This window comes from Pseudarthrobacter phenanthrenivorans Sphe3 (assembly GCF_000189535.1).
GTDB classification, from domain to species: Bacteria; Actinomycetota; Actinomycetes; order Actinomycetales; family Micrococcaceae; genus Arthrobacter; species Arthrobacter phenanthrenivorans.
Genome location: NC_015145.1, coordinates 252,281 through 273,869, shown reverse-complemented (window position 1 = coordinate 273,869; position 21,589 = coordinate 252,281). Strand labels below are relative to the sequence as shown.

General features: G+C 67.0%; 24 protein-coding genes. 6 read left to right on the top strand and 18 right to left on the bottom strand.

Features of this window, described 5'->3' with window-relative positions:
• Positions 1 to 20: 20 nt before the first annotated feature.
• From ASPHE3_RS01280 to ASPHE3_RS01260, 5 genes are all read right to left on the bottom strand, one after another.
• Positions 21 to 944 (bottom strand): SGNH/GDSL hydrolase family protein, encoded by a 924-nt coding sequence (locus ASPHE3_RS01280; RefSeq protein ID WP_013599419.1) that lies wholly within the window; start codon positions 942 to 944, stop codon positions 21 to 23.
• A complete protein-coding gene (locus tag ASPHE3_RS01275; RefSeq protein WP_013599418.1) occupies positions 941 to 2,014 on the bottom strand; it encodes a GAF domain-containing protein in 1,074 nt (357 codons plus the stop codon). Before ASPHE3_RS01275 ends, ASPHE3_RS01280 begins: the two co-directional genes overlap by 4 nt.
• Before the next feature lie 94 nt (positions 2,015 to 2,108).
• Positions 2,109 to 2,981 carry a glycosyltransferase family 2 protein gene (locus ASPHE3_RS01270; protein ID WP_148258065.1) on the bottom strand — a complete coding sequence of 291 codons (873 nt, stop codon included), beginning with the start codon at positions 2,979 to 2,981 and terminating at the stop codon, positions 2,109 to 2,111.
• A gap of 184 nt (positions 2,982 to 3,165) precedes the next feature.
• Positions 3,166 to 3,519: a hypothetical protein gene (locus ASPHE3_RS01265; RefSeq protein WP_013599416.1), complete on the bottom strand. Its 354-nt coding sequence runs from the start codon at positions 3,517 to 3,519 to the stop codon at positions 3,166 to 3,168.
• Between the two features lie 53 nt (positions 3,520 to 3,572).
• Complete coding sequence (locus ASPHE3_RS01260; RefSeq protein ID WP_013599415.1) at positions 3,573 to 4,472, bottom strand: SDR family oxidoreductase; 900 nt, start codon at positions 4,470 to 4,472, stop codon at positions 3,573 to 3,575.
• Positions 4,473 to 4,685: 213 nt separating this feature from the next.
• Here ASPHE3_RS01260 and ASPHE3_RS01255 point away from each other — a divergent pair, with 213 nt between their 5' ends.
• Positions 4,686 to 5,210: a DUF6328 family protein gene (locus ASPHE3_RS01255; RefSeq protein ID WP_013599414.1), complete on the top strand. Its 525-nt coding sequence runs from the start codon at positions 4,686 to 4,688 to the stop codon at positions 5,208 to 5,210.
• A gap of 58 nt (positions 5,211 to 5,268) precedes the next feature.
• On the top strand, positions 5,269 to 5,628 hold the full coding sequence (locus ASPHE3_RS01250; protein WP_013599413.1) for a hypothetical protein: 360 nt from the start codon (positions 5,269 to 5,271) through the stop codon (positions 5,626 to 5,628).
• Positions 5,629 to 5,632: 4 nt separating this feature from the next.
• Here ASPHE3_RS01250 and ASPHE3_RS01245 read toward each other — a convergent pair whose 3' ends face one another.
• From ASPHE3_RS01245 to ASPHE3_RS01225, 5 genes are all read right to left on the bottom strand, one after another.
• The gene (locus ASPHE3_RS01245) at positions 5,633 to 6,757 is read right to left on the bottom strand and encodes a glycerate kinase (RefSeq protein ID WP_013599412.1); all 1,125 of its coding nucleotides are present in this window, start codon (positions 6,755 to 6,757) and stop codon (positions 5,633 to 5,635) included.
• Positions 6,758 to 6,839: 82 nt separating this feature from the next.
• Complete coding sequence (locus ASPHE3_RS01240; RefSeq protein WP_013599411.1) at positions 6,840 to 7,649, bottom strand: SDR family oxidoreductase; 810 nt, start codon at positions 7,647 to 7,649, stop codon at positions 6,840 to 6,842.
• 62 nt (positions 7,650 to 7,711) lie between these two features.
• Entirely contained in the window at positions 7,712 to 8,143 is a 432-nt protein-coding gene (locus tag ASPHE3_RS01235; protein ID WP_013599410.1) for a hypothetical protein, read from the bottom strand.
• A 93-nt stretch (positions 8,144 to 8,236) separates the two neighbouring features.
• Positions 8,237 to 8,686, bottom strand: a complete 450-nt coding sequence (locus tag ASPHE3_RS01230; protein ID WP_217259043.1) for a hypothetical protein — start codon at positions 8,684 to 8,686, stop codon at positions 8,237 to 8,239.
• Positions 8,687 to 8,827: 141 nt separating this feature from the next.
• Entirely contained in the window at positions 8,828 to 9,634 is an 807-nt protein-coding gene (locus ASPHE3_RS01225) for a class I SAM-dependent methyltransferase (RefSeq protein ID WP_041651833.1), read from the bottom strand.
• A 227-nt stretch (positions 9,635 to 9,861) separates the two neighbouring features.
• Between ASPHE3_RS01225 and ASPHE3_RS01220 the strand changes: the two genes are divergently transcribed.
• The 3 genes from ASPHE3_RS01220 (at position 9,862) to ASPHE3_RS01210 (ending at position 14,321) form a co-directional block, all read left to right on the top strand.
• Positions 9,862 to 11,535 carry an ATP-binding protein gene (locus ASPHE3_RS01220; protein WP_041651832.1) on the top strand — a complete coding sequence of 558 codons (1,674 nt, stop codon included), beginning with the start codon at positions 9,862 to 9,864 and terminating at the stop codon, positions 11,533 to 11,535.
• 17 nt (positions 11,536 to 11,552) lie between these two features.
• A complete protein-coding gene (locus ASPHE3_RS01215) occupies positions 11,553 to 13,094 on the top strand; it encodes a putative bifunctional diguanylate cyclase/phosphodiesterase (RefSeq protein ID WP_013599406.1) in 1,542 nt (513 codons plus the stop codon).
• A 165-nt stretch (positions 13,095 to 13,259) separates the two neighbouring features.
• Entirely contained in the window at positions 13,260 to 14,321 is a 1,062-nt protein-coding gene (locus tag ASPHE3_RS01210; RefSeq protein ID WP_081459809.1) for an EAL domain-containing protein, read from the top strand.
• 60 nt (positions 14,322 to 14,381) lie between these two features.
• Here ASPHE3_RS01210 and ASPHE3_RS01205 read toward each other — a convergent pair whose 3' ends face one another.
• Positions 14,382 to 14,612: a DUF6480 family protein gene (locus ASPHE3_RS01205; protein ID WP_013599404.1), complete on the bottom strand. Its 231-nt coding sequence runs from the start codon at positions 14,610 to 14,612 to the stop codon at positions 14,382 to 14,384.
• A gap of 141 nt (positions 14,613 to 14,753) precedes the next feature.
• On the opposite strand from ASPHE3_RS01205, the gene ASPHE3_RS21165 reads away from it, so the two are divergent.
• Entirely contained in the window at positions 14,754 to 15,224 is a 471-nt protein-coding gene (locus tag ASPHE3_RS21165) for a hypothetical protein (protein ID WP_013599403.1), read from the top strand.
• 73 nt (positions 15,225 to 15,297) lie between these two features.
• Here the strand turns inward: ASPHE3_RS21165 and ASPHE3_RS01195 are convergent, their stop codons facing one another.
• The 7 genes from ASPHE3_RS01195 to ASPHE3_RS01165 form a co-directional block, all read right to left on the bottom strand.
• Positions 15,298 to 16,101 (bottom strand): glycerophosphodiester phosphodiesterase, encoded by an 804-nt coding sequence (locus tag ASPHE3_RS01195; RefSeq protein WP_375153947.1) that lies wholly within the window; start codon positions 16,099 to 16,101, stop codon positions 15,298 to 15,300.
• Positions 16,102 to 16,147: 46 nt separating this feature from the next.
• Complete coding sequence (locus ASPHE3_RS01190) at positions 16,148 to 16,450, bottom strand: hypothetical protein (protein ID WP_013599401.1); 303 nt, start codon at positions 16,448 to 16,450, stop codon at positions 16,148 to 16,150.
• A gap of 102 nt (positions 16,451 to 16,552) precedes the next feature.
• On the bottom strand, positions 16,553 to 17,371 hold the full coding sequence (locus ASPHE3_RS01185; RefSeq protein WP_120692571.1) for an HAD family hydrolase: 819 nt from the start codon (positions 17,369 to 17,371) through the stop codon (positions 16,553 to 16,555).
• 25 nt (positions 17,372 to 17,396) lie between these two features.
• Positions 17,397 to 18,635 carry an acyl-CoA dehydrogenase family protein gene (locus tag ASPHE3_RS01180; protein WP_013599399.1) on the bottom strand — a complete coding sequence of 413 codons (1,239 nt, stop codon included), beginning with the start codon at positions 18,633 to 18,635 and terminating at the stop codon, positions 17,397 to 17,399.
• Positions 18,619 to 19,326 (bottom strand): GTP cyclohydrolase II, encoded by a 708-nt coding sequence (locus tag ASPHE3_RS01175; RefSeq protein ID WP_013599398.1) that lies wholly within the window; start codon positions 19,324 to 19,326, stop codon positions 18,619 to 18,621. The genes ASPHE3_RS01180 and ASPHE3_RS01175 overlap by 17 nt, the downstream gene beginning before the upstream one ends.
• A gap of 57 nt (positions 19,327 to 19,383) precedes the next feature.
• A complete protein-coding gene (locus tag ASPHE3_RS01170; RefSeq protein ID WP_013599397.1) occupies positions 19,384 to 20,247 on the bottom strand; it encodes an IclR family transcriptional regulator in 864 nt (287 codons plus the stop codon).
• Positions 20,248 to 20,331: 84 nt separating this feature from the next.
• Positions 20,332 to 21,585 carry an aminopeptidase P family protein gene (locus tag ASPHE3_RS01165; RefSeq protein ID WP_013599396.1) on the bottom strand — a complete coding sequence of 418 codons (1,254 nt, stop codon included), beginning with the start codon at positions 21,583 to 21,585 and terminating at the stop codon, positions 20,332 to 20,334.
• Positions 21,586 to 21,589 lie beyond the last annotated feature (4 nt).

Genomic DNA, 21,589 nt, shown 5'->3' with positions numbered 1-21,589 from the left:
ACGAGCACCCGCCGGCGGCGCTACGCCACCTGGTCGGGCCGGTCCCGCCGCTCCAGGCGCCCCAGCCCGAAGACGGGTCCCGGCAGTGGCCTCTTTGCCATCACCGAGCCGCCCGCGGGCCGGGGACGCAGCCGCCGCAGCACCCAGGGCAGGAAGTATTGGCCGGCCCAAAGCAGGTCCTCCGCCCTGGCCTGCGTCCAGCCCGGAACGGGAACCGGCCGTGGCCGCAACGGCTTGAGCGTGTGCGGCACCGCAAGGGCTTCGAGAGTGGCCACAGCGACGGTGTGGTGGCCCAGCGGGGAAAGATGCAGCCGGTCGCGGTCCCACATCCGCACATCCTGGAGTGCGGGCAGGCACCACAGGTCCACCATGATGGCGTGATGCCGGGCGGCAACCACGTGGAGGTTTTCGTTGTAGACCGCGATGCGTCCGCGGACCTGGCCCAGGACCGGGGTGGAACCCCAGTCTGGTCCCGCGAACAGGAGGACGGTGGCGCCGGTGCCGGCCAGCTGGCCCACCGCCTGATCGATTCTTTCCGCGAGTTTGTCCGGATCTCCGCGCCGGAACACGATGTCGTTGCCGCCGCCGGACATTGCCACCAGGTCCGATTTGAGCGCCAGGGCCGGGCCGAGTTGCTGGTCCAGGATCTGCTGGAGCAGCATGCCCCGGACTGCGAGGTTGGCGTAGGCGAAATCCGGCTGGGCCGCACTCAGTTCCTCGGCAACCCGGTCTGCCCAGCCCCGGAGCCCGCCCAGGCTGCGCGGCTCGGGATCGCCTACGCCCTCCGTATACGAATCCCCCAGTGCAACAAAGCGATGCCAGGGGTGCTGCTGCCCGTCATCGGGCGTGCCCTCCGCCGGCTGCCCACGGTCCAGGTCCGCCGCGTGTGCCTGACCAAGGTCCTCCGCCCTCTGCCGCCTGCGCTCCTGGTCCTCCCCGTTCATGCCGTCCTCCCTTCCGCCGGGGGCGATGTCTCCTTGCCCCGCCCGGTCCTGCGGCTCCCGGCCGGATCCCGCGGCCCCTTGCCACGTCCGGCCCTGACCCCTCTGGCCGTTGCCCTGCCGGCAGTCCCGCTACCGGCAGGATCCCTGCCGCCAGCCTCCCTGCCGGTTGCGCCACCCGATGCGTCGCGCTCGGCGTCGCGCTTTCCTGGTGGCTCCTGTCCGGCGCCGCGCGGCGTTTCCGCCTGCTGGTCCAGCTCGGCGGGAGGCACCAGGCGGAAGTCCGCGACGCCGTCGGGCATTCCCTGCCTTAGCCCCGACGGTTCCCTGCCGGACTCCACGCCCCCGGCGTTCTCCCGGCCCGCGCCGGGCACAACAACGTTCAGCGCGGCGCCCCGAAGGTCAAGCTCGTGGTGCAGGGCCTGCGTCTGCAGGAACCGGAGCGCGCCTTCGCGGCTGAGTCCGTACTCATCCATGAGGCTGCGCACGGCGAGGTCCACCAGCACCAGGGAGCTTTGCACGACGGCGATTCCCGCCGTCGCTTCGGCGCGTTCGGCCACCCGCACTACTACCCGCAACGCCCGCCCCACCTGCTGCGCGTAGCTTCTGCTGTGGAGCAAGTCATCGCTGGTAAAGGCGTGCGGAAAGGCTGCGTAGAGGTTGATGGCGGCGCTGGTTCCGCCTTCGGAAGCGAGGGGCATGGACAGGAGCGACTGGACTCCGTGGCCGGCAGCGGCACTGGCGTACCCGGGCCAGCGGCGGTCCCGGCTGACATCGGACAGGAGGACAAATTCCCCGGTGCGGACCGCTTCCATGACCGGCCCGTCGGAGAAGGAACACTGTTCACGGTCCGCTTCGCGGGCGGTCTCGGAGCCGGCGGCAACTGTGTGCGCCCGGCCCAGGCGGAAGATGGTGGCAGCCCAGCTGATCCCGCGCTGGTCGCCCCTAATGTCCGCCATTAGGTCGCGCGTGACATCCCACAGGTAGGTCTCGACGTCCTTGCTGTCAAAGACCTGTTCCGGGGGTACTGGAAGGGGCCCCCAGCCGAGTTGCCCTGTGGGTTCAGCGGCCATAATCAACGCCTTGGTTGAAGCGCTCCGGCCTACTGCAAAACCTCTCCGTTAACCATACGTCCCGCATGCCCTTCAGTGGGAGGGCAAGTGCGGATCAGCCGGCCTGCTCCCTGCCCAGCACGACGTCGTACGCCTCCACCCGCCGGTCCGTCACCGTGGTGGGCGATTCCAGGTGGACGGCCCCTGAGGGCAGGATCCCGGCACCGCCGAACCGTTCCATCACCTGCCACTGCGCCACAACGTCCTCGCCGGCGTGGTCCGCGGGCAGGTTGCCCCAGAAGGTGAACCCTCCCGCGGAGGTGAGGGCATCCCGCCGGTACATGGCGCAGCCGCCCAGCCAGGCCACCCGGTACGGCACCCACTGGCCGGGCTGAAGGGACAGGTCGGCGCTCACATGGGAGAGGTTCGCGGCATTGTGGAGCGGCCACCGCTCAAAGCCGGGGGCGCCCGGACGGATGCGTTCCGCCGTCACGGGCCCGTCCCATGCCTCGAAGACGGCTGTCTGCTCGGGACGCCGGTCGTCCAGGTAGGACAGGCCCTGGGGCGCCATCCCCACGAACCCGCACTCCAGTTTGTCCAGCGCGCAGCTCAGCCGGTCCAGCGCGCCAGGTTCCAGCCAGACGTCGTCGTCCAGGAAGAGGCACTTTTCCGCGCTGGACTGCTCCAGCAGGAACTGGCGGTGTTCGGCCAGTCCGCGCCGCGGAAGGTGGCGGAGCAGGGTCACCGGCCGGCCCTGGGCCTCGAGGACCCGCACCATGGCGGCAGCGGCAGGATGTTCCCACCCGGGGGTGCCGGCGGACTGGTCACTGATGACGACGGCGAAGGCCGGCTCGGCCTGCGCGGCCAGGCCAGCGAGGGTCACGGCAAGTTCGGCCGGCCTGTCGCACGTAGGCAGCAACACGTCCACTTCCACGCTGTCCGGCACCTCAACCCGCTGCGCCCACTGCTCTGACGATCTCCTGCTCACAGCCCACCTCCGGTCGCCTGCATCGGCGTAGATAGCGAATTGGGTTCGTCGTGTTCTGTACCCACATCACCGGAATCTATGCCAGACATGCGAAAGGCCTCCGCCCTGCCGTTCCTTAGGAACCGCGGTACGGAGGCCTTCCGGGAATCTGCCCACCGCCCTCAGGGAGCAGCACCCAAACTTGTCAGCCGGCGTCGAAGCTCTCGCCGTCGTCGTCGTTGGGTGACTGCTCCTTGGGGAGGTCGTTGCCGCTGCCGTCAGGTATTCCGGCAGCCTCCTGGCCTGACTCCGACGAAACCGGGGCGGAGCCCTGTGAATCGTCGTTGGATTCGTCGATCTCGGCTGCACTGGAGGGAAGGTCGACGTCGCGGGGCACGGGATCCGCGCCGGTATCGGATTGCGGCTCGTTGGTGCCCACGTTGTCCCCGCCCGGGCCGCCCGCCGCTTCCTGGGCGCCCCCAAGTTCCTGCTCAGCGGTGGGGGTGCCGTAGCCGCCCGGGTCTGTTTCGGGCTGGGCGTGCTGGTTTTCCTGCGTCATGGTTCCTCCTGTTGTCCGATCGGATGAAACTGTTCTTGAGGCGGCGTCTGCTTCTAGAGGCCTTTGCCGCCGGTGACCGGCAGCACCGCCCCGGAGATGTAGGAGCCGTCCTCCGAGGCCAGCAGCACGTACGCCGCGGCCAGTTCGGCCGGCTGCCCGGCCCGCTCCAGCGGTGTGTCCTGGCCGAACTTGGGCAGCTTCTCCGGCCATTCGGTGGCTGGGATCAGCGGGGTCCAGATGGGTCCGGGAGCCACGGCGTTGACGCGGATTCCCTGCGGGCCAAGTTCCTGGGCCAGGGCCTTGGTGAACGCCACCTGCGCGGCCTTGGTCATGGCATAGTCGATCAGCCCCGGCGAGGGGTTGAAGGCTTGGATTGAGGCGGTGGTGATGATCGAGGCGCCGGGCTTGAGGTGCGGCACGGCGGCCCGTGCGGTCCACAGCAGGGAGTAAAGGTTCGTCTTGAAGACCCGGTCGAATTCCTCCGTGGGCAGGGACGCCAGGCTGTCGCGGTTCTTTTGGTACGCGGCGTTCAGCACCACCACATCGAGCCGGCCGAACCCGGCAACGGTCTCCTCCACGATGCGGGTGCTGAAATCCTCCTCGCGGCCGTCCCCGGCGAACAGGAGGACGCGCTGTCCGGCCTTCCGGATCCAGTCGGCGGTGTCCTGCGCGTCGTCTTCCTCTTCCGGAAGGTAGGAGATCGCCACATCGGCGCCCTCGCGGGCGAAGGCAATCGCGGCGGCCTTGCCGATACCGGAGTCACCTCCGGTGATGAGCGCTGCCTTGCCCTGCAGCTTTCCGTGGCCCTCGTAGCTGAGTTCCCCATGGTCCGGTTTGGGGTCCATGGGCGCGGTCAGCCCGGGCTGCTTCTGTTCCTGCTCGGGGAACGGGCCGGAGTGGTAGCCGCCCCGCGGATCCTTTGGCTGGTCTGTTTGCTTTTCTGTGTCGCTCATAGTCCGCCTGCTCACTTTTCACTGTGTCGGTTTTCGAAGAGCTCCGCCATGCATGGCCCCTCGAAGCTATCCCGGCCGGAGGAGCAAAGTCCACCGTTCGGTGCAACTAATCAGTAAACTTATCAAATGATGGTCTTGAAGCAACGCCGGACTTGTTTCTGGGTAGGGGAAGAGTAGAAAAGAACACCAGGGCCGGCAACGGAAGGAGAGGCAATGTCCGAAGTGGAGGATTACACGGGCCGAACCGGCAGGAATGAGACCCGCGAAGAGCAGTTGGACCGCAACTGGGCGGAACTGCTGCAGGAGATGCGCGTGCTGCAGATGGGCGTACAGATCCTTGCCGGCTTCCTCCTGACCCTCCCCTTCCAGGAGCGGTTCGAGGACCTGGACGATTTCCAGGTGGGCCTGTACCTGACGAACGTTGTGATCGCAGCGCTCACCACCGCACTCATCCTCCTGCCGGTCAGCGTGCACCGGCGGCTGTTCCGGAAGCGGCTCAAGGAAACCCTGGTTTCCAGCGGCGACACGATCGCCAAAATCACCTTGGCCGGAATCGCGCTGCTGAGCGCCGGCACCGCCGCCCTGGTCTTCGACGTTACTGCCGGGCGCACCGCCGGCCTCACCGCCGGTGCGGCGCTGATGGCAGTGATGGTGGTGCTTCTGGTCTACGTCCCCATCCACCTCAACAGGCGGGCAGCCGCAGGCTCGTCAGCAAACCACAACGAAAACGGCACCTGAGCCACGCCAGGCGGCGCGTCTCAAACGGCGCGTCTCAAACGAAAGGAAATGACTCTATATGCGCACGATCCTAAGAACCGCATTCCTCGCCCTCCTGCTCATGGCCGCCCCGGCAGCATCCGTGGCGGCAGCCCACGCTTCCCCTGCCGCCGGCGCATCAACCGCCGTCGCAGCGGAGAGCACGGGAGCGTGGAGTTCGGGATCCTCCGGAGGGGCGTGGGCGATGGCCGCATCATCACCCACACCATCTCCCGGGGATACCGCCTCCACCGGCCCCGCCAATCCCGGCACCGGCGAGTCGGCAGAGAACGAGGCCACCCGACTTAATTTCACCCCCTGGGTCATCGGCGGAATTGCCCTGGCCACGCTGGTCGTCGTGCTGATCTGGCGACGCCGCCGCAACACCACCATCGTCTAGCGGTTTAGGCGCCCTCAAGTACCTGGCTTGTTGCCCGGGCCAGGTACTTGGCGGCGTTGTCCACCGCGTCCTGGGGGCTTGCCGCCACGTCCAGCAGCTGCGCGGCAGCCACCACGCCGTGTTCGGCGAGTTCCTCGGGCGTGACCAGGATCCGGCCCGCCACCACGATCACGGGAATCCCCCGCTCCCGTGCAGCATCAGCGAGCGCGATAGGAGCTTTGCCCGTCAGCGATTGGGAGTCCATGGACCCTTCCCCGGTAATCACCAGGTCCGCCCCGCCCAGCTGTGCGGCCAGGCCGGTCAGTCCGGCTACCAGCGCGAAGCCGCCTTCCAGCGTGGCGTTGGTGAAGGCAAGGAACGACGCCGGGAAGCCGCCGGCGGCGCCTGTCCCGGGGACGTTGACGTCCCTGCCCGTGGCCTCCCGGAGGACGGAGGCCCAGTTGCGCAGACCGGCGTCGAGCAGTTCCACCGCGTCCGGGTCCGCTCCCTTCTGGGGAGAGAAGACGTGCGCTGCGCCTGTTGGGCCAAAGAGAGGGTTGCGCACATCGACGGCGATGCGGAAGGTGGCTGCGGTAAGCCTGGGGTCCAGGCCGCTGGTGTCCAGCGCCGCGACCTCGGCGAGTGAGCCGCCACCCAGCGGCACCACGTTTCCGGCGGCGTCCAGCGGCTTCAGCCCCAAGGCGCGCAGGGCGCCGCTGCCGCCGTCGGTCATTGCCGATCCGCCGAGGCCCAGCACGATCTCCGTGGCCCCGGCGTCCAGGGCAGCGGCAATGAGTTGTCCGCAGCCGTAGCTGTGGGCGCGCAGCGCGTTGGACGGCGTGGGCTCCATCGCTGCAAGGCCGGAGGCCTGGGCCGTCTCGATGACAGCGGTGACCGTGCCGCCGTCGGCCTTCCTGATGGCCCACGCGGCGCCGGTGGGGGCCAGGATGGGACCTACGACGGCGTTAAGGCGTTCCTCGTATCCGGCCGCCACCGCAGCCTCCAAGGTTCCTTCGCCTCCGTCGGCGATGGGGAACTGGGTGGCGACGGCGTCAGGGTAGACGCGCAGCGCGCCCTCGGCGATGGCGGCAGCTGCTTCAGCTGCGGTCAGGGAACCCTTGAACTTGTCCGGAGCAATAAGAATGCGCATGCGCTCCATCATGCCAGCAGACCGACGGAAAGCGCTTGCCAGATCCGGCATGCGGACTGCGCGTTCGGGTGGAGCGGCTTCCCTACCCCTGCCGCCACTCGTGGCTGGTGATGTGCGATCCTGCCTGCGGGCCCATCTGCAGCATGCCGCCGTCCACGGCCCAGGACGCACCGTTGACGTAGCTGGCGGCGGGCGAGGCGAGGAAAGCGATCACTGCGGCGATCTCACGCGCGTCGCCAGGCCGGCCCAGCGGAACCCCCGGCCGGTCCTTGGTGGTGGGATCCTCATCCTCCTGCCCGGTCATGGGGGTGGCGATCTCGCCAGGGGCCACGTTGTTGGCAGTGATGCCGTGCTCGGCGAGCTCGAGCGCCAGCGTCTTCATGAGCCCGCCCAGGCCGTGCTTGGACGCATCGTAGGCGGAGGATCCCACCCGGGGTTGGAATTCGTGCACGCTGGTGACGGCGATCAGCCGCCCGCCCCTGCCGGCCTGCACCATTCTGCGGGCGGCCGCCTGGAGGCAGACGAACGCGCCGTTGAGGTTGGTATCCAGGGTCCGGCGCCAGGAGTCGAGATCCAGGTCCAGGAACTTGGTGCTCTCGCCGGTGCCGGCGTTGTTGACGTAGACGTCCACCCCGCCCAGTTCGTCCGCCAGTTCGTTGATGACTCCGGCGGCGGCACTGAGTTCGGTGGTGTCCAGCTGCCGAACCACGGCCCGGCGGCCCAGTTGACGGATTTCCTCCGCCGTATCCTCAGCACCCGCCTTGTCGGTATGCCAGGTGACTCCGACGTCCATGCCTGCCCTGGCAAGGGCGACGGCAGTGGCCTTGCCGATGCCTGAGTCCGAGCCGGTGACAATGGCGGTACTTGGGATGAATCCAGCAGTGTCCTGCATAGTGTGAGCCTTTCGATGGGTTGGCCGGGCAAAGGCCCGGCTCACGGACAGGTGCCGGCGGGTCAGGCCGGCCGGCGGAGTTGGGGCGACGGATAGTCGCCGTCCCGCTGGGCGCCGTCCTGGGACGGTTCAGCCTCATCCGGCACTGCCATCAGTGGGACAGCGAAGGTGACCACAGGACGGCTGTCCGGATCATCGGCCGACCTCACGGTCAGGCTCCGGGTTCCGGCAGGCACCGACGGGGTGAACACCTGCAGGTTCCGGGATCCCACGGTTGCGGAATTCCGGAAGGAATACTCGGTGCCGAAGTGGTCCTGGAGGATGATGCGGGGTTCGGCAGCGTCCTCCGAGGCCAAGTGGATGTTGACCACGAGTCCCGTGGCCCATATCTCGACGGACAGGACGGTGAATTCGGTGGAGTGGGTGACGTGCTGGCCATAGGTGGGTGGCAGCAGGAGCCGGCGGAGGGTGCCGTCGGGAATGAGTTCGCACATGGTAGTTCCTGTAGGTTCTGCGTCCGCCGTCGGCGAAGCGGCACCGGCGGGTGGGCCGGCGCTCTGCTGCGCTTGCGGCTGGACGGGTCGCGGCTAGGCGTCTTCCCGGCCGGGATTTTCCAGCCGGAAGAAGTTGGACTGCTGGCCGTCGCTGCGTTGTTCCTGGTAGATGAAATTCAGTCCGCGGGAGTCAAAGGTTTCAAACCATTCTTCCCAGCTGATGTGGCGGAGCTTGTCATTTTCGCCGCCGAAGTCGATCCGCAGCACGCCCAGGTGGTCACCGTGCTCGGTGCCTTCCACCGTGGCCGGAACGCCGTCGCGCTCCTCTGCCCACTGCCGGATCACTTCGTGGTGCGTGGTGACCAGGCTCCGGCCCTCGCGCTCCGGTTCGTCCTCTGTTGAGGTGACCTCCTGTGAATACTTGAGGGATTTTGATGACTCCGGGCCTGTTCGGACCTTGCCGTCATCGGGGCCTGCGCCCAGATTCTCTTCATCCCGGTCCGCTTCAGTCCCGCTGGCCTTGCTGCCTTTGTCCTGCGCCATGGCTGCCATCCCTTTCCCCTGGGGGTAAGTAGTAAGTCTACTTACCATCTAGCCTCCGGAACAGCCCCTGTGTCAAGGGTTTTGCCACCGAGTGCAGGAACTGGACGTGAAGAACCGGCCCGGGCGCGGCGCGTGGAAAGGCTAGTTCCTGGGACGCAGGACCGCGAAATACCCGGGGACCCGGCTGTTCCCCGCAACGCCGGTCAACGGGTTCGTCTCGATGGCCGCCTCCCCGTCCTCCAGGAGTTCCCACGACTCCGGAGGAAGTGCCCGCAAACGCTCCTCGGGCCCGAAACGGCCGGGCATGGGAAGCCCCCGGATGGCGCGCTCCAGCGGCGCCGGAATGTTCTGGTGCGTTGCGCCAAGATGGGAAACGTACTCCACCGGGTTGCCCTGGAAGTTGGTCTCTGCGAGGAACAGTGTGCCCCGGCTGCCGGCCAGCAGCCGCAGGTTTTCCACCAGGGCAGCCTGGTCGGACGGGTCAAGTACATGGAGCACGCCGCGGATGAAGACATTCGCATCCGTGGTGCCGGTCAAACCCTCGGCAGCGCCCGGCGCCGTCATGTCCCGGGCTTCGTAACGGACGGTTCCCGGGCGGTTCTGCACGAGGGTGTGGTCCTGCCCGAGGGGACGGTCCTCCCCGATGGGGTGGGCAGCGGCATGGGCAACGGCATGCCCTGAGACGTCCACCCCGATGACTTCGCCGAAAACACCGGCGAGCGCCCTGGTGAAGCTCCCATGGCCGCAGCCCACATCAACCACGGGAAGTTCCGGATCCAGGTGGCGGAGCAGCACGTCCTTGTAGCCCAGGAATTCGCGGTCGGTTCCCGCATCCCACAGGATTTCGCTGCCTGCTCCGGCCTCCCGGATGCCCGCCCAATAGGTATCCCATGCCACCGGGCGCTCCTTCGGTGCTGAACGGGACAGCCTTAAAAGCTTGGGGACCATGAGGTATTTCCGGACGGCGGAACGGACTGCTGCTGCGGGGGAAGGCTTCGCTGGGGAGGGCACCGAACCAATATAAGTGCCCGACCAGCAGGGACCACGGCGTCCTGCATTGTTGCGGGTTCGTGACGGCAACCGTGGCACGTCCGGCGCCCCCGGTAAACGTTCAAAACATCCCGCACACTTCATGTCCGCTTTCCGTGGACCCGCCCGCCCGGCGTCGCCCTACAATGTACTCAACTGGGAGGAAAGGGGACACCGTGGCGGCTGATACGCCAGGCGGCTTGCACGCGCCGTATACCGCCATCGTCGCAGACCCCGATGCCACACGGTTGGCAGTGAATGCCCAAGCCTTGCGCGACGCGGGCTACACCGTCCATTGCGCCCGGGACAGCGACGCGCTCGCTGGCCTGCTGGCCGCCGTCGAACCTTCCGTTGTGGTGGCCGATACGTCCCTCTCTTCACTTGAGGCGTCCGCTCCGGTCCTGGTGGTGGTGGACCTGGATGATCCGGCAGAACTTGCAGCCATGAACCCGTCCGGGATCCATGACTGCATCGCCAAGCCTCCGCCGCCCCGGGAACTGGTGCACCGCGCCACGGCGCTCATCAGTATGGTGGCGCGCCGCAAGGCTGCCCGGCAGAAAACCGAGGCGCTGCGTGAACAACTCCGGCAGGTGTCCGCGGCCGTCCGGGGAACCATCGACCCCCAGGAGATCGCCCAGCACGTGGTTGCCGGCTTCGGGCGGACCTTCAAGGCGGACCACGTCTGGCTGACTACCTTCGAGGACGAACGGGTGCCGCGGATTACGGCTGGCTGGAACAGGCCCGGGCTTGAACCGCTCACCGAAGAGGCACTGCCCGATGAACGGCAGGCCCGGCAAGCCGCGGACCGGCTGTGGGCCGGCGCTGAGACCTTGTCCCCGGCCGGGGCGGAAGAACCGACGGCGGGTGAGGTGGCTTCGGCGGGCATCGCCAACGCCGTTTCGTCCCTTGCCGTGCCCATGGGAGAGGGCAACTCCTCATTGGGCATTATCTGGATTGCCATGCTGGACCAGCCCCGGAAGTGGTCCGGCACGGAACTGGGCCTGATCCAGCACGTGGCCGGCAACGCGGCGCACGCGCTGATCCAGAGCCACCTGATCAGCAGCCAGCAGCAGGTAGTGAAGCAGCTCCAGCAGCTGGACAAGGCCAAAACCGATTTCCTGGCCACCGTGAACCACGAGCTGCGGACGCCGCTGACGTCCATCATGGCCTACCTGGACATGATCCAGGAAAGGACAGAGCAGCCCGTGTCACCGGAGGTCCACCAGATGCTGGACATCGTGGTGCGCAACACGGAGCGGCTCCGGATCCTCATCGAGGATATGCTCAGCGTTTCCCGGAATGGGCTGGACGACAGCCTGATGCACCTGACCCCCGTGCGGCTGGGACAGACACTGGACCTGGTGGCGGCAGCGCTGCGGCCACTGGCAACGCTCCAGAACGTCACCATTGCGGTGGAACCCGTGCCGGAGGACCCGGAGATCCTTGCCGACGAGGTGCAGCTGCAGCAGGTCTTCACCAACCTGGTGTCCAATGCCATCAAGTTCACCCCCAGCGGAGGGCGGATCGAGGTGGGAAGCGAGTCGCACGCGGCAGCGGACGGCACCAGGTGGGCCACCGTCAGTGTGGCGGACACCGGCATCGGCATCTCCAGCGACGAGATCCACCATGTTTTCACCCGGTTTTACCGCGCCTCGAACGCCATGGCCGGGGCAATTCCCGGGACTGGCCTGGGACTGGCCATCACCAAGGACATCGTTTCCCGGCACGGCGGCCGGATCGACGTGTCCTCCACGCTGGGCTCCGGCACCACGGTCACCGTGAGCCTCCCCCTTGATCCGTGCCGCAGCCAGGAAAACTGAGCGGATGCAGGAATCCGATGTTTGCGGATAACGACCCGCGGCTTTCCCAGCTCCTGGAAGGCATCGTCCGGCTGGCGTCCGGGGACCTCAACTCCCGGATCGAGGTTTCCCCTGCACGTGATGAGCTCGATGCCATCATCATGGGCACCAACCTGCTCGCCGAAGACCTGCAGATCATTTACGAGGAGCTTGAGCAGCGGGTACAGGTCCGGACCCAGCTCCTGCATGAAGCCCATCTGGAGATGCAGAAGATGGCCATGCAGGATCCGCTCACAGGCCTGGCCAACCGCTCCGCCCTGATCGACGCCCTGAAAGCTGCCTTGGAGGGCGATACCGGCTCCGCGGAAGGCCCCGTCCTCCTGCTGATGGACCTGGACGCCTTCAAATCGATCAATGACAGCCTGGGCCATACCGCCGGGGACCATGTCCTCATCACCGTGGGCGAAAGGATCCGCAGCGCGGTCCGCGAGTCCGACGTCGTGGCCCGGCTCGGCGGGGACGAGTTCGCCATCGTCCTGCCGGCGGCCTCACCGGACCAGGCAGGCATCGTGGGGCACCGTATCCTGGCCGCCCTGGCCGAGCCCGTCGAACTGCCGGGCCGCACCGTGCGCTGCGGGGCGAGCATCGGCCTGAGTGCCGGCGGCGACGGAAAAACGCCCGAGGACATGCTGATGGAGGCCGACGTCGCCATGTACGCCTCCAAGGCGGAGGGCCAAAACCGGCTGCACCGATTCGAACCCGGCCTCCTCCTGGTCCGCAGGCTCCGCAGCCAACTGCTGGAGGACCTGCGGGCCGCGATCAGGAATGGCGGCCTGACACTCCACTACCAGCCGGTGGTGGAACTGGCCACCGGCAGGATTGAGGGTGTGGAGGCCCTGGTCCGCTGGAACCACCCCACCCGCGGCTTCATCATGCCGGACGAATTCATTCCACTGGCGGAAGAAGCGGGGCTCATCTCTGAACTGGGGCTGTGGGTGCTCCGGACTGCCGTGCACCAGCTCCGGGACTGGATCGACGCGTCCCTGGTGGACAGCCGGTTCTCCGTCCGGATCAACATCTCCGCCAGCGATCTGCAAAGCCTGCAGTTTATCGAGGACGTCCGGAACGTCCTGAAGGAGACCGGCGTACGGCCGGACCAGGTGGTGCTTGAACTGACCGAAGTCGCCATCGTGAAGGGCAACGAGCTGGACCGGTACTCCCTGGGCGGGCTGCGCGGCCTTGGCGTGGGGATCGAGATCGACGACTTCGGCACCGGTTATTCATCCATCAGTTACCTGCGGCGGCTTCCCGTGGACCGGGTCAAGGTTGACCGTTCGCTGATCGTGGGGCTGGGAACGGATCCCACCCAGCCGGCCCTGGTGGCGGCGGTCCTGCAGCTGATCCGGGCGTGCGGCCTGGAAGCGGTCTGGGAAGGCGTGGAAACGGCGGAGCAGGCAGAGCTCCTGCGCGGCCTGGGCTGCCTCAGCGCCCAGGGTTATTTCTTCAGCAGGCCGGTCCCCCCGGGACAAATTCCAGAATTGCTGGCGGACCGGCCCGAAAGCGCCAAACAGCAAGGGTAAAAGTACTGCACTTTTGTTTCCTGCGATATACGATCATCGTGCGGTGTCTGCTCTTCCTCGCCGTGAAAATCGGCTTTGAACAGAGTCACCGGAATTTAAAGGCATTGGGAAATTGAACAACAAAGGGCCACTGGGTCATTACTTCGTCAACTGGGGGCGTAGCTAATGTCGGTTCGAATACAGGCATGGGGAATCATCGCCGCTGTGCTGGCAGACACGGATCCGTCCGCCGCGGCCGTCCGGCAGCGCCTCAGCAAGAGCCTCGACGAAAATCCGGGCGTGCCCGAGCGGGCACTGCTTGAATACCTCCTGGAAACCCGGCGGAGCGACGCCAACACAGTGGAAACACTTGAGGTGGCCCGGCAAATGCGGCTGACGCCCGCACTCCCGCCCAAGGTAACCGAACAAATCGATGCGATCCGCAGCATGTCACGCATCAGCGCGCTGCTGGAGAGCCGGATGTTAATGACCGCCTTCCAGCCCATCTACGGTCTGGAGGAAAAAGCCGTGGTGGGTGTCGAGGCACTCTCCCGGTTCGTCAGCGACGACGGCGCCGCAGCGGAGCTGTGGTTCGCCGAGGCGGCCGCCGTGGGCCTGGGCGCAAACCTTGAGTTCTCCGCCCTGGGCTCAGCGGCAGCGGCAGCAAAGTCGCTTCCGGAGAACCTGTTCGTTTCCCTGAATATTTCGCCCGCCTCCTGCCTGGACCCCCGGCTGCCGGAGTTGTTCGAGCACATCGAACTTCCCATCAGCCGTGTGGTCCTGGAACTGACCGAGACGGTCAAGGACGAGGAGTACGTTCAGTTCATTGCCGCCGTCAACCCGTTGCGTGACCAGGGCCTTCGGATCGCCGTGGACGACACCCACTCGGGGGCAGGAGCGTTGAGCCGGATGGTGCATTTGCGGCCCGATTTCCTGAAGGTGGGCCGGAACGTCATCGCCGATGTGGACAATGACGGCGTCCAGCGTGCGCTGGCGGCCTGCGTGGTGGACTTCGCCGAACAAATCGGAACCACCCTGGTGGCAGAGGGTATCGAGACGGTGGGGGAACTGAAGGTCCTCACCGAGCTGGGAATGGATGCCGGGCAGGGCTACCTGCTGGGCCGGCCCTCCGTCCAGCCCAAGGACTGGGCCAGCTGGAACAGCCGCCTGGACCTGGACGGACTCACGCGCCAACTGGGTGAACCCGAGCAGGCCGGCACCACCTCAGGCGCAAACGAACAGCACTGACACGGCATCCCAGGCAGGCACGGAAGGCGGACCGCCCCCATGCCTGCCCCACCGGTGACGCTATTCGCTGTGCCCCTGGTCGCGGCTCATCTGGTCTTCGGCGGGCGGAGTCTCGCCGGGAGGCACTCCCCCGCCCGGCTCAAGCCCGGTGATGTTGCCCTCTGCAGGGTCCGGATTCGGCGAGCCCGCAGACTCCTGGCTGCCCTGCCGGCCTGTGTCCTGCTGATCGTTGCGCTCCTTGCCCGGCCGGTCCGGGTTCGCGGGATCATTTTCCGGATGGTAGCTGCTCATGATGCTCGCGTCCTTCCTGTCGGGCCGCGGTACCTTGCCCCGGCTCTGGACTAATTGTAAGCATGCTGATAATTCTGGAAGGGTAAATGTTCCGGGCGTCATCTGGGGTGCCCGGTACGCGATGTCAGAAGGAGCAGTCACATGGGTATCGGCGACAGCATTGGCAAGGCAGCAGAAAACGCCATGGAGGACCTGGCCGGGACATCAAAGCCCACTGAGAAAACACATGTTCCCGACCCCACGAATCCCAATGACGACGTAGAGGTCCACTCCTCCCTGAGCGAGGGGTCCAACGCCATGGAAGCAGAGAAGCAAAAGGCCCCCGGGCTCAAGGCCGGAGCGGCCCCCGGCCCCGTCTCCGAGAACCCGTTGGGCGGTGACGCGGACACCGACGAAGTGGGCGGCGACAGCCAGGAGAGTGCCGGGCGGGGAAGCGCCGGAGAGGACGACGGCGGCCTGGCAGGCAGTGCCTCCGCGCCGGCGGGTGGAGCACCGGCTGCGCCCAGTGGGGTCCCCGGCTCCGGGGGCCTGCCCGAATCCAACCCGGATGAGCTGCGGGCCGACCCTTCCGAGGGCGACCAGGATCCTTCCACCAGCACCGGCCGGGGCTAGGCATCACACCCGGCACCGCGGCGGGAACCAGCCGCACGGACAGTGCCAGGGACGGGAACGTGGCCGCACCGGGTCAGGCGTGCGGCCACTCCCCGCGTTCCAGCAGTACCTCGCGCAGCAGGTCTGCGCGGTCCGTCACCAGCCCGTCCACACCCAGCTCGAGCAGCCTGCGCATCTCAGCGGGGTCGTTGATTGTCCACACGTGGACCACCAGCCCGAGGGCGTGGGCCCGCCGGATAAATCCGGGCGTGACCACTTCCACCCTGCCGTAGCGCACCGGAACCTGCAGCGCGTGCACTCCGCGGAGGTACCGCCGCATGCCCCACCTGAAGGCGGGCCCCGGCAACACGGGGCCGAGCACCGTGAACAGGCCTACCGACACAACGCCCGCCGAAGCCGCCACCGGGCGGCTGAGCCGCTTCAGCACAGCACGCCGCCGGCGGTCCGAGAAACTGGTCAGCAGCACGCGGTGGTGCACCTGGTGGTATTCGATTCCGTCGGCGATGCTGCGCACCGAGTTCCAGTCCTTGACGTCGACGTTCAGCCGCACGTCCGGCAGTTCCGCGAGCAGCTCGTCAAAGCGGGGAATGGGCTCGAGCCCGCCAATCCGTACGCCTGCCACGGCATGGGCGGGAAGTTGGGACACTTTTCCGCTGCCGTCGGTCACCCGGTCCAGCGTCTCGTCGTGGAAGAGGAGCACCACGCCGTCGGCCGTGGTGTGCACATCGGTTTCGAGGTACCGGTAGCCAAGTTCGACGGCGGCGCGGAACGCGGCCATGGAGTTTTCCAGGCCCTGCCGGGAAAATCCCCGGTGCGCCATGGCGATGGGCAGCGGGGATCCGTCGGCGCCGGCGTGGTCGAAGAACGGCAGGCTCACACAGCGAGCGTACCGCAGCCAAGGGTGCCCCGGACGGGGTGCGCGGTCAGCCTGCGTGCGGGACAGCACCGCCCTGGGAAACAGCTTCCTCCTGCGGGACATCGCCGGAGTCACGAACGATGTCGATGCCGTCGCTGCAGTGCAGCAGCGTCCGTCCCCGGCCGCCGTCGAAATCTATCCAGACGGCCGTGTGGTCTGACGTGACAGCGTCAACCAGGCCGCCGGCCGCGAAGCCCGGGGCAAAGTGGACGGTGACCCGGTCACCCTGCCGCAGCTTCTTCCAATGCGGAGCGGGCGTCACCTGGCGGATCGGCGCCTCGGTGTTTCCCTGCCGGCGTTTCCTTGCCATTGTTACCCCCTGAACGGAATGGAGAGGTTGGGCTCTCCGGTTCCGACTCTAGGGAGCAAAGGTAAACGTGAGGTGAGCGCCAGCTGTGAAAACGGCGCGGGCTCAGGGAAGCCTGACGCCCAGCGAGGCCAGCCGTGCCTCCAGGACCTGGGCCACGCCGTCGTCGTCAAAATGCGGCGCCTGCTGGCCCGCCGCGCGGATCGCTTCGGGGTGCCCGCTCGCCATGGCGTAACCGTGGCCCGCCCAGCGGAGCATCTCGATGTCGTTGGGCATGTCCCCGAAGGCCACCACATCTGCGGCGTCGATGCCGAGGGAAGCGGCGTACTCGGCCAAGGTGACAGCCTTGTTGACGCCTGGCAGGGCCAGCTCAAGCATGGGCACCCCCGGCGATGAATGGGTGGCGGAGGCAAGGTGCTCGACGGCGGGAGCGACCTCCGCGAGGAAGTCATCGGCGGTTCCCTCCCGGACGATGGCCAGGAATTTCACCACGGCGTCATCGGCGGCCAGCGTTTGGGCGAGCGGCGCGGGGGTGAATTCCGAGAGCAGTTCGCTGGAGCCGTTCTCGATGAAGCCGGGTTCAAGGTGGAAGCCCGCGAGCGTTTCGGCGGCGAACAGGGCGGCAGGACGCAGCCGCTTGATGACGCGGCGCATTTCCAGCACGGCTTCGATGCCAAGGGTCCGGGCAGACACCAGCCTGTCAGCCTCCAGGTCCCACACCACTGCACCGTTGGAACAGATGACGGTGCCGGTGTGCCCCAACCGGTCCTGCAGTGGGTGCAGCCAGCGCGGCGGCCGGCCTGTGACAAAGACGAGTTCGACGCCGGCCTCCCGGCAGGCATGGAAGGCACGGACGGTGCGGTCACTGATCTTCCCGTCGTGGCCGAGGATCGTTCCGTCAATATCGCTTGCTACCAACCGCATCATGCCAGTCTACGTGGCGGCCCTGCTAGAAACTGGCCACAGTCAGTCCGAGGCCCAGCAGTCCGCGGCCCGCCTGCTCCAGGATGGGATCGGTGGCCAGCGTTGGATGGTTGAGCAGGACGGCAACGTCACGGTGGATCCGCTGGAGCGGATGCGACAGCCGGTGTGCGCTCCCGCCGGAAGCGGCCATGACCAGGTTGACGGCATGCGCCGATGCCTCACCGCTGAGGGCGAGGGACAACCGGTAGCGGGCCCTATCCTGCTCGGTCATTGGGTCCGGCCGCCGGGAGGAGTCTGCGGCCAGCCGTACCGCTTCCGCCCAATGCAGCCGCGCCGTGGCAACAAGGCCATAAGCCTGGGAGTAGCGGGCCTGGGCAAGGGGCGAGTCCGCCTGCCGGCTTTGGACCGTGTTCTTGACCTTGCGCTTCAGCATCTGCTCCCGGAACAGTTCCAGGGCGTGCTCTGCGGCTCCCAGCGCTACCGAGGGCGCCACGACATTCAGCAATGTACCCAGGGGTGCGCTGACGAGGGGATTCGAGTGGATCCGGCTGCCGGGATTGTCCGGTGACGCCAGCAGCGTCCAGGGCACGGCCCGGCGGGCGGGAACGAAGAGCCTTTCGGCGTGGATATCGTTGCTGCCGGTTCCGCGGAGGCCGGCGGTGTGCCAGGTGTCCACCACCGCCACTTCAGTGATCGGGACGAGGCACTGGAGCCTGGCGCCGTTGTGCTCCACGGCAAGGAGGGCCCACCGGGAGTGCAGCACGCCGGAAGCGAAGCTCCATTGGCCTGTTATGAGGTAGCCTCCCGGCACGTCCTCGGCACTTCCTACCGGTGCGGCCGTGGCTGCGGCCAGAGGAGCCGGACCGTCCGCGAAGACTTCGTCCTGGACTGAATGGGGCCAGCGCGTGAGCATCCAGACGTGTTCCATCAGGTGTCCGGCGTTCCAGGCCGTGGAGGCACAGCCCCGCGCAAGCCGCCGGACAATGTCAGCATACGTGGCCAGGCCCATGCCGTAACCGCCGAGGCTTGCAGGTGCGGGGATCCTGAAGATGCCGGCCGCGTGCAGCTCATCCATCGTGGCGTCCGGGATCCGCCGAAGGCGCTCCGTCTCCTCCGCCCGCTCCCGCAACTGCGGCACGAGGGCATCGGCGCGCTCAAGCATTTCGTCGTGGCCGGGGATCAGCGCTTCCCGCGCAGCAGCCGGATGCGGAGCCGCAGCTCCGGCGGCAACCCAGGCGGGGGCGTCGTCAAGAAAGACGGTCATTTTTCAATTCCTGCCGCGTCCGGGCCGGGAGGTCCAGCGTATGGGAGGTGTGGTCCCGCTTGGCTGCCAAGTAGCGGTGGTTGGCCCTGGACAGGTGCACCCCGGTGGGGACCTGTTCGGTGATGTCGATGCCCAGGTCCAGGAGCTGCGCCGCCTTGTCCGGGTTGTTGCTCAGGAGGCGCACTGAGGTGGCGCCGAGCGTGGCGAGCATCTGGGCTGCAGCCGTGTAGTCGCGTTCGTCCTCGCCATGGCCAAGGGCAACGTTGGCCTCATAAGTGTCCAGGCCGGCATCCTGGAGCGCGTAGGCATCGAGCTTGGCGTACAGGCCGATGCCCCGGCCTTCCTGGCGAAGGTAGAGCAGGAACCCGCCCGTGGCCGCTATTTCCTCCACGCCTTCCCGGAGCTGGGGACCGCAGTCGCAGCGTTCACTGCCGAACACGTCGCCCGTGAGGCACTCGCTGTGCAGCCGGGCCAGGGGCGCGGGACGCCCCGACTCCCGGTGGAGCAGCGCCTGTTCCCATCCGCCAAGTCCCAGCAGCAGGTGCTCCTTGCCGTCGGCAAGGCCGTGGAAGGTGAGCACATCGGCGTCGGCAGTGAAACCGTCCGGAAAGCGCAGGGGGACGCTGACCCGGCTGCGCACGGTCGCAAGGTCGAGCCTGCGGCTGACGTGCTGGTGGCTGGTTACGGTCATCTCGGGTCCTCAGAGTTAGTTGAACTTTCAACTCACCCTACGCGAGATTACTTGAAGCTACAAGCTTTGTTTCTTTGCGCGCTGTTCACGTTCGCTCCGACGGGACGCTTCGCCCGGCCTCCCGCCCAGCCGGGCGGTCACCTTTGCTGCTGCGGCGGCACAGGACTCCCCCAGGGCCTGGAGCCTTTCGGTGGACACGCGGAAGCGCGGGGCGGGAACCAGGACGGCGGCCACCACCTCGCCGCGGTGGTCGTACACGGGCGCCGCCAGGCCCACTTCGTCAATGGAGGTCTCGCCGTAGTTGACGGCCCAGCCGCGTCGGACGTCGTCTTTCAGCCGGACCAGGTACGCATCGATGCCGGCGTCATCCAGGCCGGGATACGCAATGCTCCCGCTGCTGAGCAGGGACCGGACCCTGTCCTCCGGCTCCTGGGCGAGGAACACCTGCACGGAGGCGCTGAGGGCATCGTTGTACCGGGCCCCCAGGGGAGTGGTGTGCTTGATCTGCTGATGGCTGGCGATTTGCTCGACGCAAATGGACTCGTCCCCGCTCCACACCATCAGGGCACTGGTTTCGCCTGTCTGCTCGGACAGTTCCCGCAGCACGGGGTAAGCGACGCGGCGCTCCTCCAGCTCGGCGAGAAGCGGCCCGGCCACGGCGATCAGCCCCAGCCCCAGCCGGAACCGGCGTGTTTCGGCATCGCGCTCCACCAGGTGCTCCTGCTCAAAAGTGGCCAGGATCCTGGAGACGGTGCTCTTGTGCAGCCCCACGCGGTTGGCTATATCCGTGACGCCCAGCAGCGGCTGGTCCGCCGTGAAGGTCCGCAGGACAGCGATCGCGTTGACGATGACTGACGCGCCCTTGGTGTCGGCGTTGCCGGTGGTCTCGCTGCCGGTGGTCCCGGATTCTGTTGCGCTCATGGTGGTATCCATCATTCCCTAAGGAAGGCCGAGAAGCGGCGCCACCGCCTGGGGTGGCGCCGCTTTCAGCACGGTGTTGCGGGCTCAGGCGCCGATGATGTTGTACTCGGGGCCGAACGGGAACTTGGTAATGTTCTCCGCGCCATCCTCGCCCACCACCAGGATGTCGTGCTCGCGGTAGCCGCCGGCACCCGGCTGGCCGTCGAGGACGGTGATCATCGGCTCCATGGAGACCACCATGCCGGGTTCGAGCACGGTATCGATGTCCTCGCGGAGCTCGAGTCCGGCTTCGCGTCCGTAGTAGTGGCTGAGGACGCCGAAGGAGTGGCCGTAGCCGAAGGTGCGGTTGGCCAGCAGGCCGTAGCCGACGTAGATCTCGTTGAGCTCGGCGGCGATGTCCTTGCAGACAGCGCCGGGCTTGATCAGCTCCAGTCCGCGCTTGTGGACTTCCACGTTGATGTTCCACAGTTCCAGCGAGCGGGCATCCGGTTCGCCGTAGAACAGCGTCCGCTCCAGGGCCGTGTAGTAGCCGGAGGTCATGGGAAAGCAGTTCAGGGACAGGATGTCGTGTTCCTGGATCTTGCGGGTGGTGGCCCAGTTGTGGGCGCCGTCGGTGTTGATCCCGGACTGGAACCAGACCCAGGTGTCGCGGATCTCGGAGTCGGGGAAGGTCCTGGCGATCTCGTGGACCATGGCCTCGGTGCCGATCAGCGCCACCTCGTACTCGCTGATCCCGGCGGTGATGGCATTGCGGATGGCCTCGCCGCCGAGGTCGCCGATGCGGGCGCCGTGCTTGATGACCTCGATTTCCTCGGCGGACTTGATCATGCGCTGGCGCATGGCGGCCTGGGCCACGTCCACGAGGGTTGCGGACGGGAAGGCTGCCTGGATCTTGTTGCGGTTGTCCAGCGGCAGCGAGTCGTCCTCGACGCCGAGGCGGCGCGGGTTGATGCCGCGGGTCCGGAGGACTTCCTGGATGGCGAAGATGTAGTTGTCACGGCGCCAGTCCGTGTAGACGATGTTGTCGCCGTAGCTGCGGCGCCAAGGCATGCCGGCGTCGATATTGGCGGTAACGGTGACGGTGTCATCCTTGGTGACCACCATGCCGTAGGAACGGCCGAAGGTGGTGTAGAGGAAGTCGGAGTAGTACTTGATGGAGTGGTAGCTGGTGAGGACGACGGCGTCCAGTTCCTTCTCCGCCATGATGCGGCGCAGTCCCGCGATCCGGCGCTCAAACTCGGCATCCGAGAACGTCAGGCTGACCTTTTCGCCGTTCTTCAGGATTTTGGTGCGCTCGAGCTCGGCGACGGTGGTGGCATTTTCGGTGGTGATGGTCATCGTG

What these genes read in the sequence shown, in the direction of transcription:
- ASPHE3_RS01215 (WP_013599406.1), top strand. Translation starts at nt 11,553, where the DNA reads ATGTTTGCGGATAACGACCCGCGGCTTTCCCAGCTCCTGGAAGGCATC.
- ASPHE3_RS01255 (WP_013599414.1), top strand. Translation starts at nt 4,686, where the DNA reads ATGTCCGAAGTGGAGGATTACACGGGCCGAACCGGCAGGAATGAGACC.
- ASPHE3_RS01190 (WP_013599401.1), bottom strand. Translation starts at nt 16,450, where the DNA reads ATGGCAAGGAAACGCCGGCAGGGAAACACCGAGGCGCCGATCCGCCAG.
- ASPHE3_RS01230 (WP_217259043.1), bottom strand. Translation starts at nt 8,686, where the DNA reads ATGGCGCAGGACAAAGGCAGCAAGGCCAGCGGGACTGAAGCGGACCGG.
- ASPHE3_RS01260 (WP_013599415.1), bottom strand. Translation starts at nt 4,472, where the DNA reads ATGAGCGACACAGAAAAGCAAACAGACCAGCCAAAGGATCCGCGGGGC.
- ASPHE3_RS01185 (WP_120692571.1), bottom strand. Translation starts at nt 17,371, where the DNA reads ATGCGGTTGGTAGCAAGCGATATTGACGGAACGATCCTCGGCCACGAC.
- ASPHE3_RS01165 (WP_013599396.1), bottom strand. Translation starts at nt 21,585, where the DNA reads ATGACCATCACCACCGAAAATGCCACCACCGTCGCCGAGCTCGAGCGC.
- ASPHE3_RS01205 (WP_013599404.1), bottom strand. Translation starts at nt 14,612, where the DNA reads ATGAGCAGCTACCATCCGGAAAATGATCCCGCGAACCCGGACCGGCCG.
- ASPHE3_RS01175 (WP_013599398.1), bottom strand. Translation starts at nt 19,326, where the DNA reads ATGACCGTAACCAGCCACCAGCACGTCAGCCGCAGGCTCGACCTTGCG.
- ASPHE3_RS01245 (WP_013599412.1), bottom strand. Translation starts at nt 6,757, where the DNA reads ATGCGCATTCTTATTGCTCCGGACAAGTTCAAGGGTTCCCTGACCGCA.
- ASPHE3_RS01250 (WP_013599413.1), top strand. Translation starts at nt 5,269, where the DNA reads ATGCGCACGATCCTAAGAACCGCATTCCTCGCCCTCCTGCTCATGGCC.
- ASPHE3_RS01235 (WP_013599410.1), bottom strand. Translation starts at nt 8,143, where the DNA reads ATGTGCGAACTCATTCCCGACGGCACCCTCCGCCGGCTCCTGCTGCCA.
- ASPHE3_RS01225 (WP_041651833.1), bottom strand. Translation starts at nt 9,634, where the DNA reads ATGGTCCCCAAGCTTTTAAGGCTGTCCCGTTCAGCACCGAAGGAGCGC.
- ASPHE3_RS01210 (WP_081459809.1), top strand. Translation starts at nt 13,260, where the DNA reads ATGTCGGTTCGAATACAGGCATGGGGAATCATCGCCGCTGTGCTGGCA.
- ASPHE3_RS01265 (WP_013599416.1), bottom strand. Translation starts at nt 3,519, where the DNA reads ATGACGCAGGAAAACCAGCACGCCCAGCCCGAAACAGACCCGGGCGGC.
- ASPHE3_RS01275 (WP_013599418.1), bottom strand. Translation starts at nt 2,014, where the DNA reads ATGGCCGCTGAACCCACAGGGCAACTCGGCTGGGGGCCCCTTCCAGTA.
- ASPHE3_RS01240 (WP_013599411.1), bottom strand. Translation starts at nt 7,649, where the DNA reads ATGCAGGACACTGCTGGATTCATCCCAAGTACCGCCATTGTCACCGGC.
- ASPHE3_RS01180 (WP_013599399.1), bottom strand. Translation starts at nt 18,635, where the DNA reads ATGACCGTCTTTCTTGACGACGCCCCCGCCTGGGTTGCCGCCGGAGCT.
- ASPHE3_RS21165 (WP_013599403.1), top strand. Translation starts at nt 14,754, where the DNA reads ATGGGTATCGGCGACAGCATTGGCAAGGCAGCAGAAAACGCCATGGAG.
- ASPHE3_RS01220 (WP_041651832.1), top strand. Translation starts at nt 9,862, where the DNA reads ATGTACTCAACTGGGAGGAAAGGGGACACCGTGGCGGCTGATACGCCA.
- ASPHE3_RS01170 (WP_013599397.1), bottom strand. Translation starts at nt 20,247, where the DNA reads ATGAGCGCAACAGAATCCGGGACCACCGGCAGCGAGACCACCGGCAAC.
- ASPHE3_RS01280 (WP_013599419.1), bottom strand. Translation starts at nt 944, where the DNA reads ATGAACGGGGAGGACCAGGAGCGCAGGCGGCAGAGGGCGGAGGACCTT.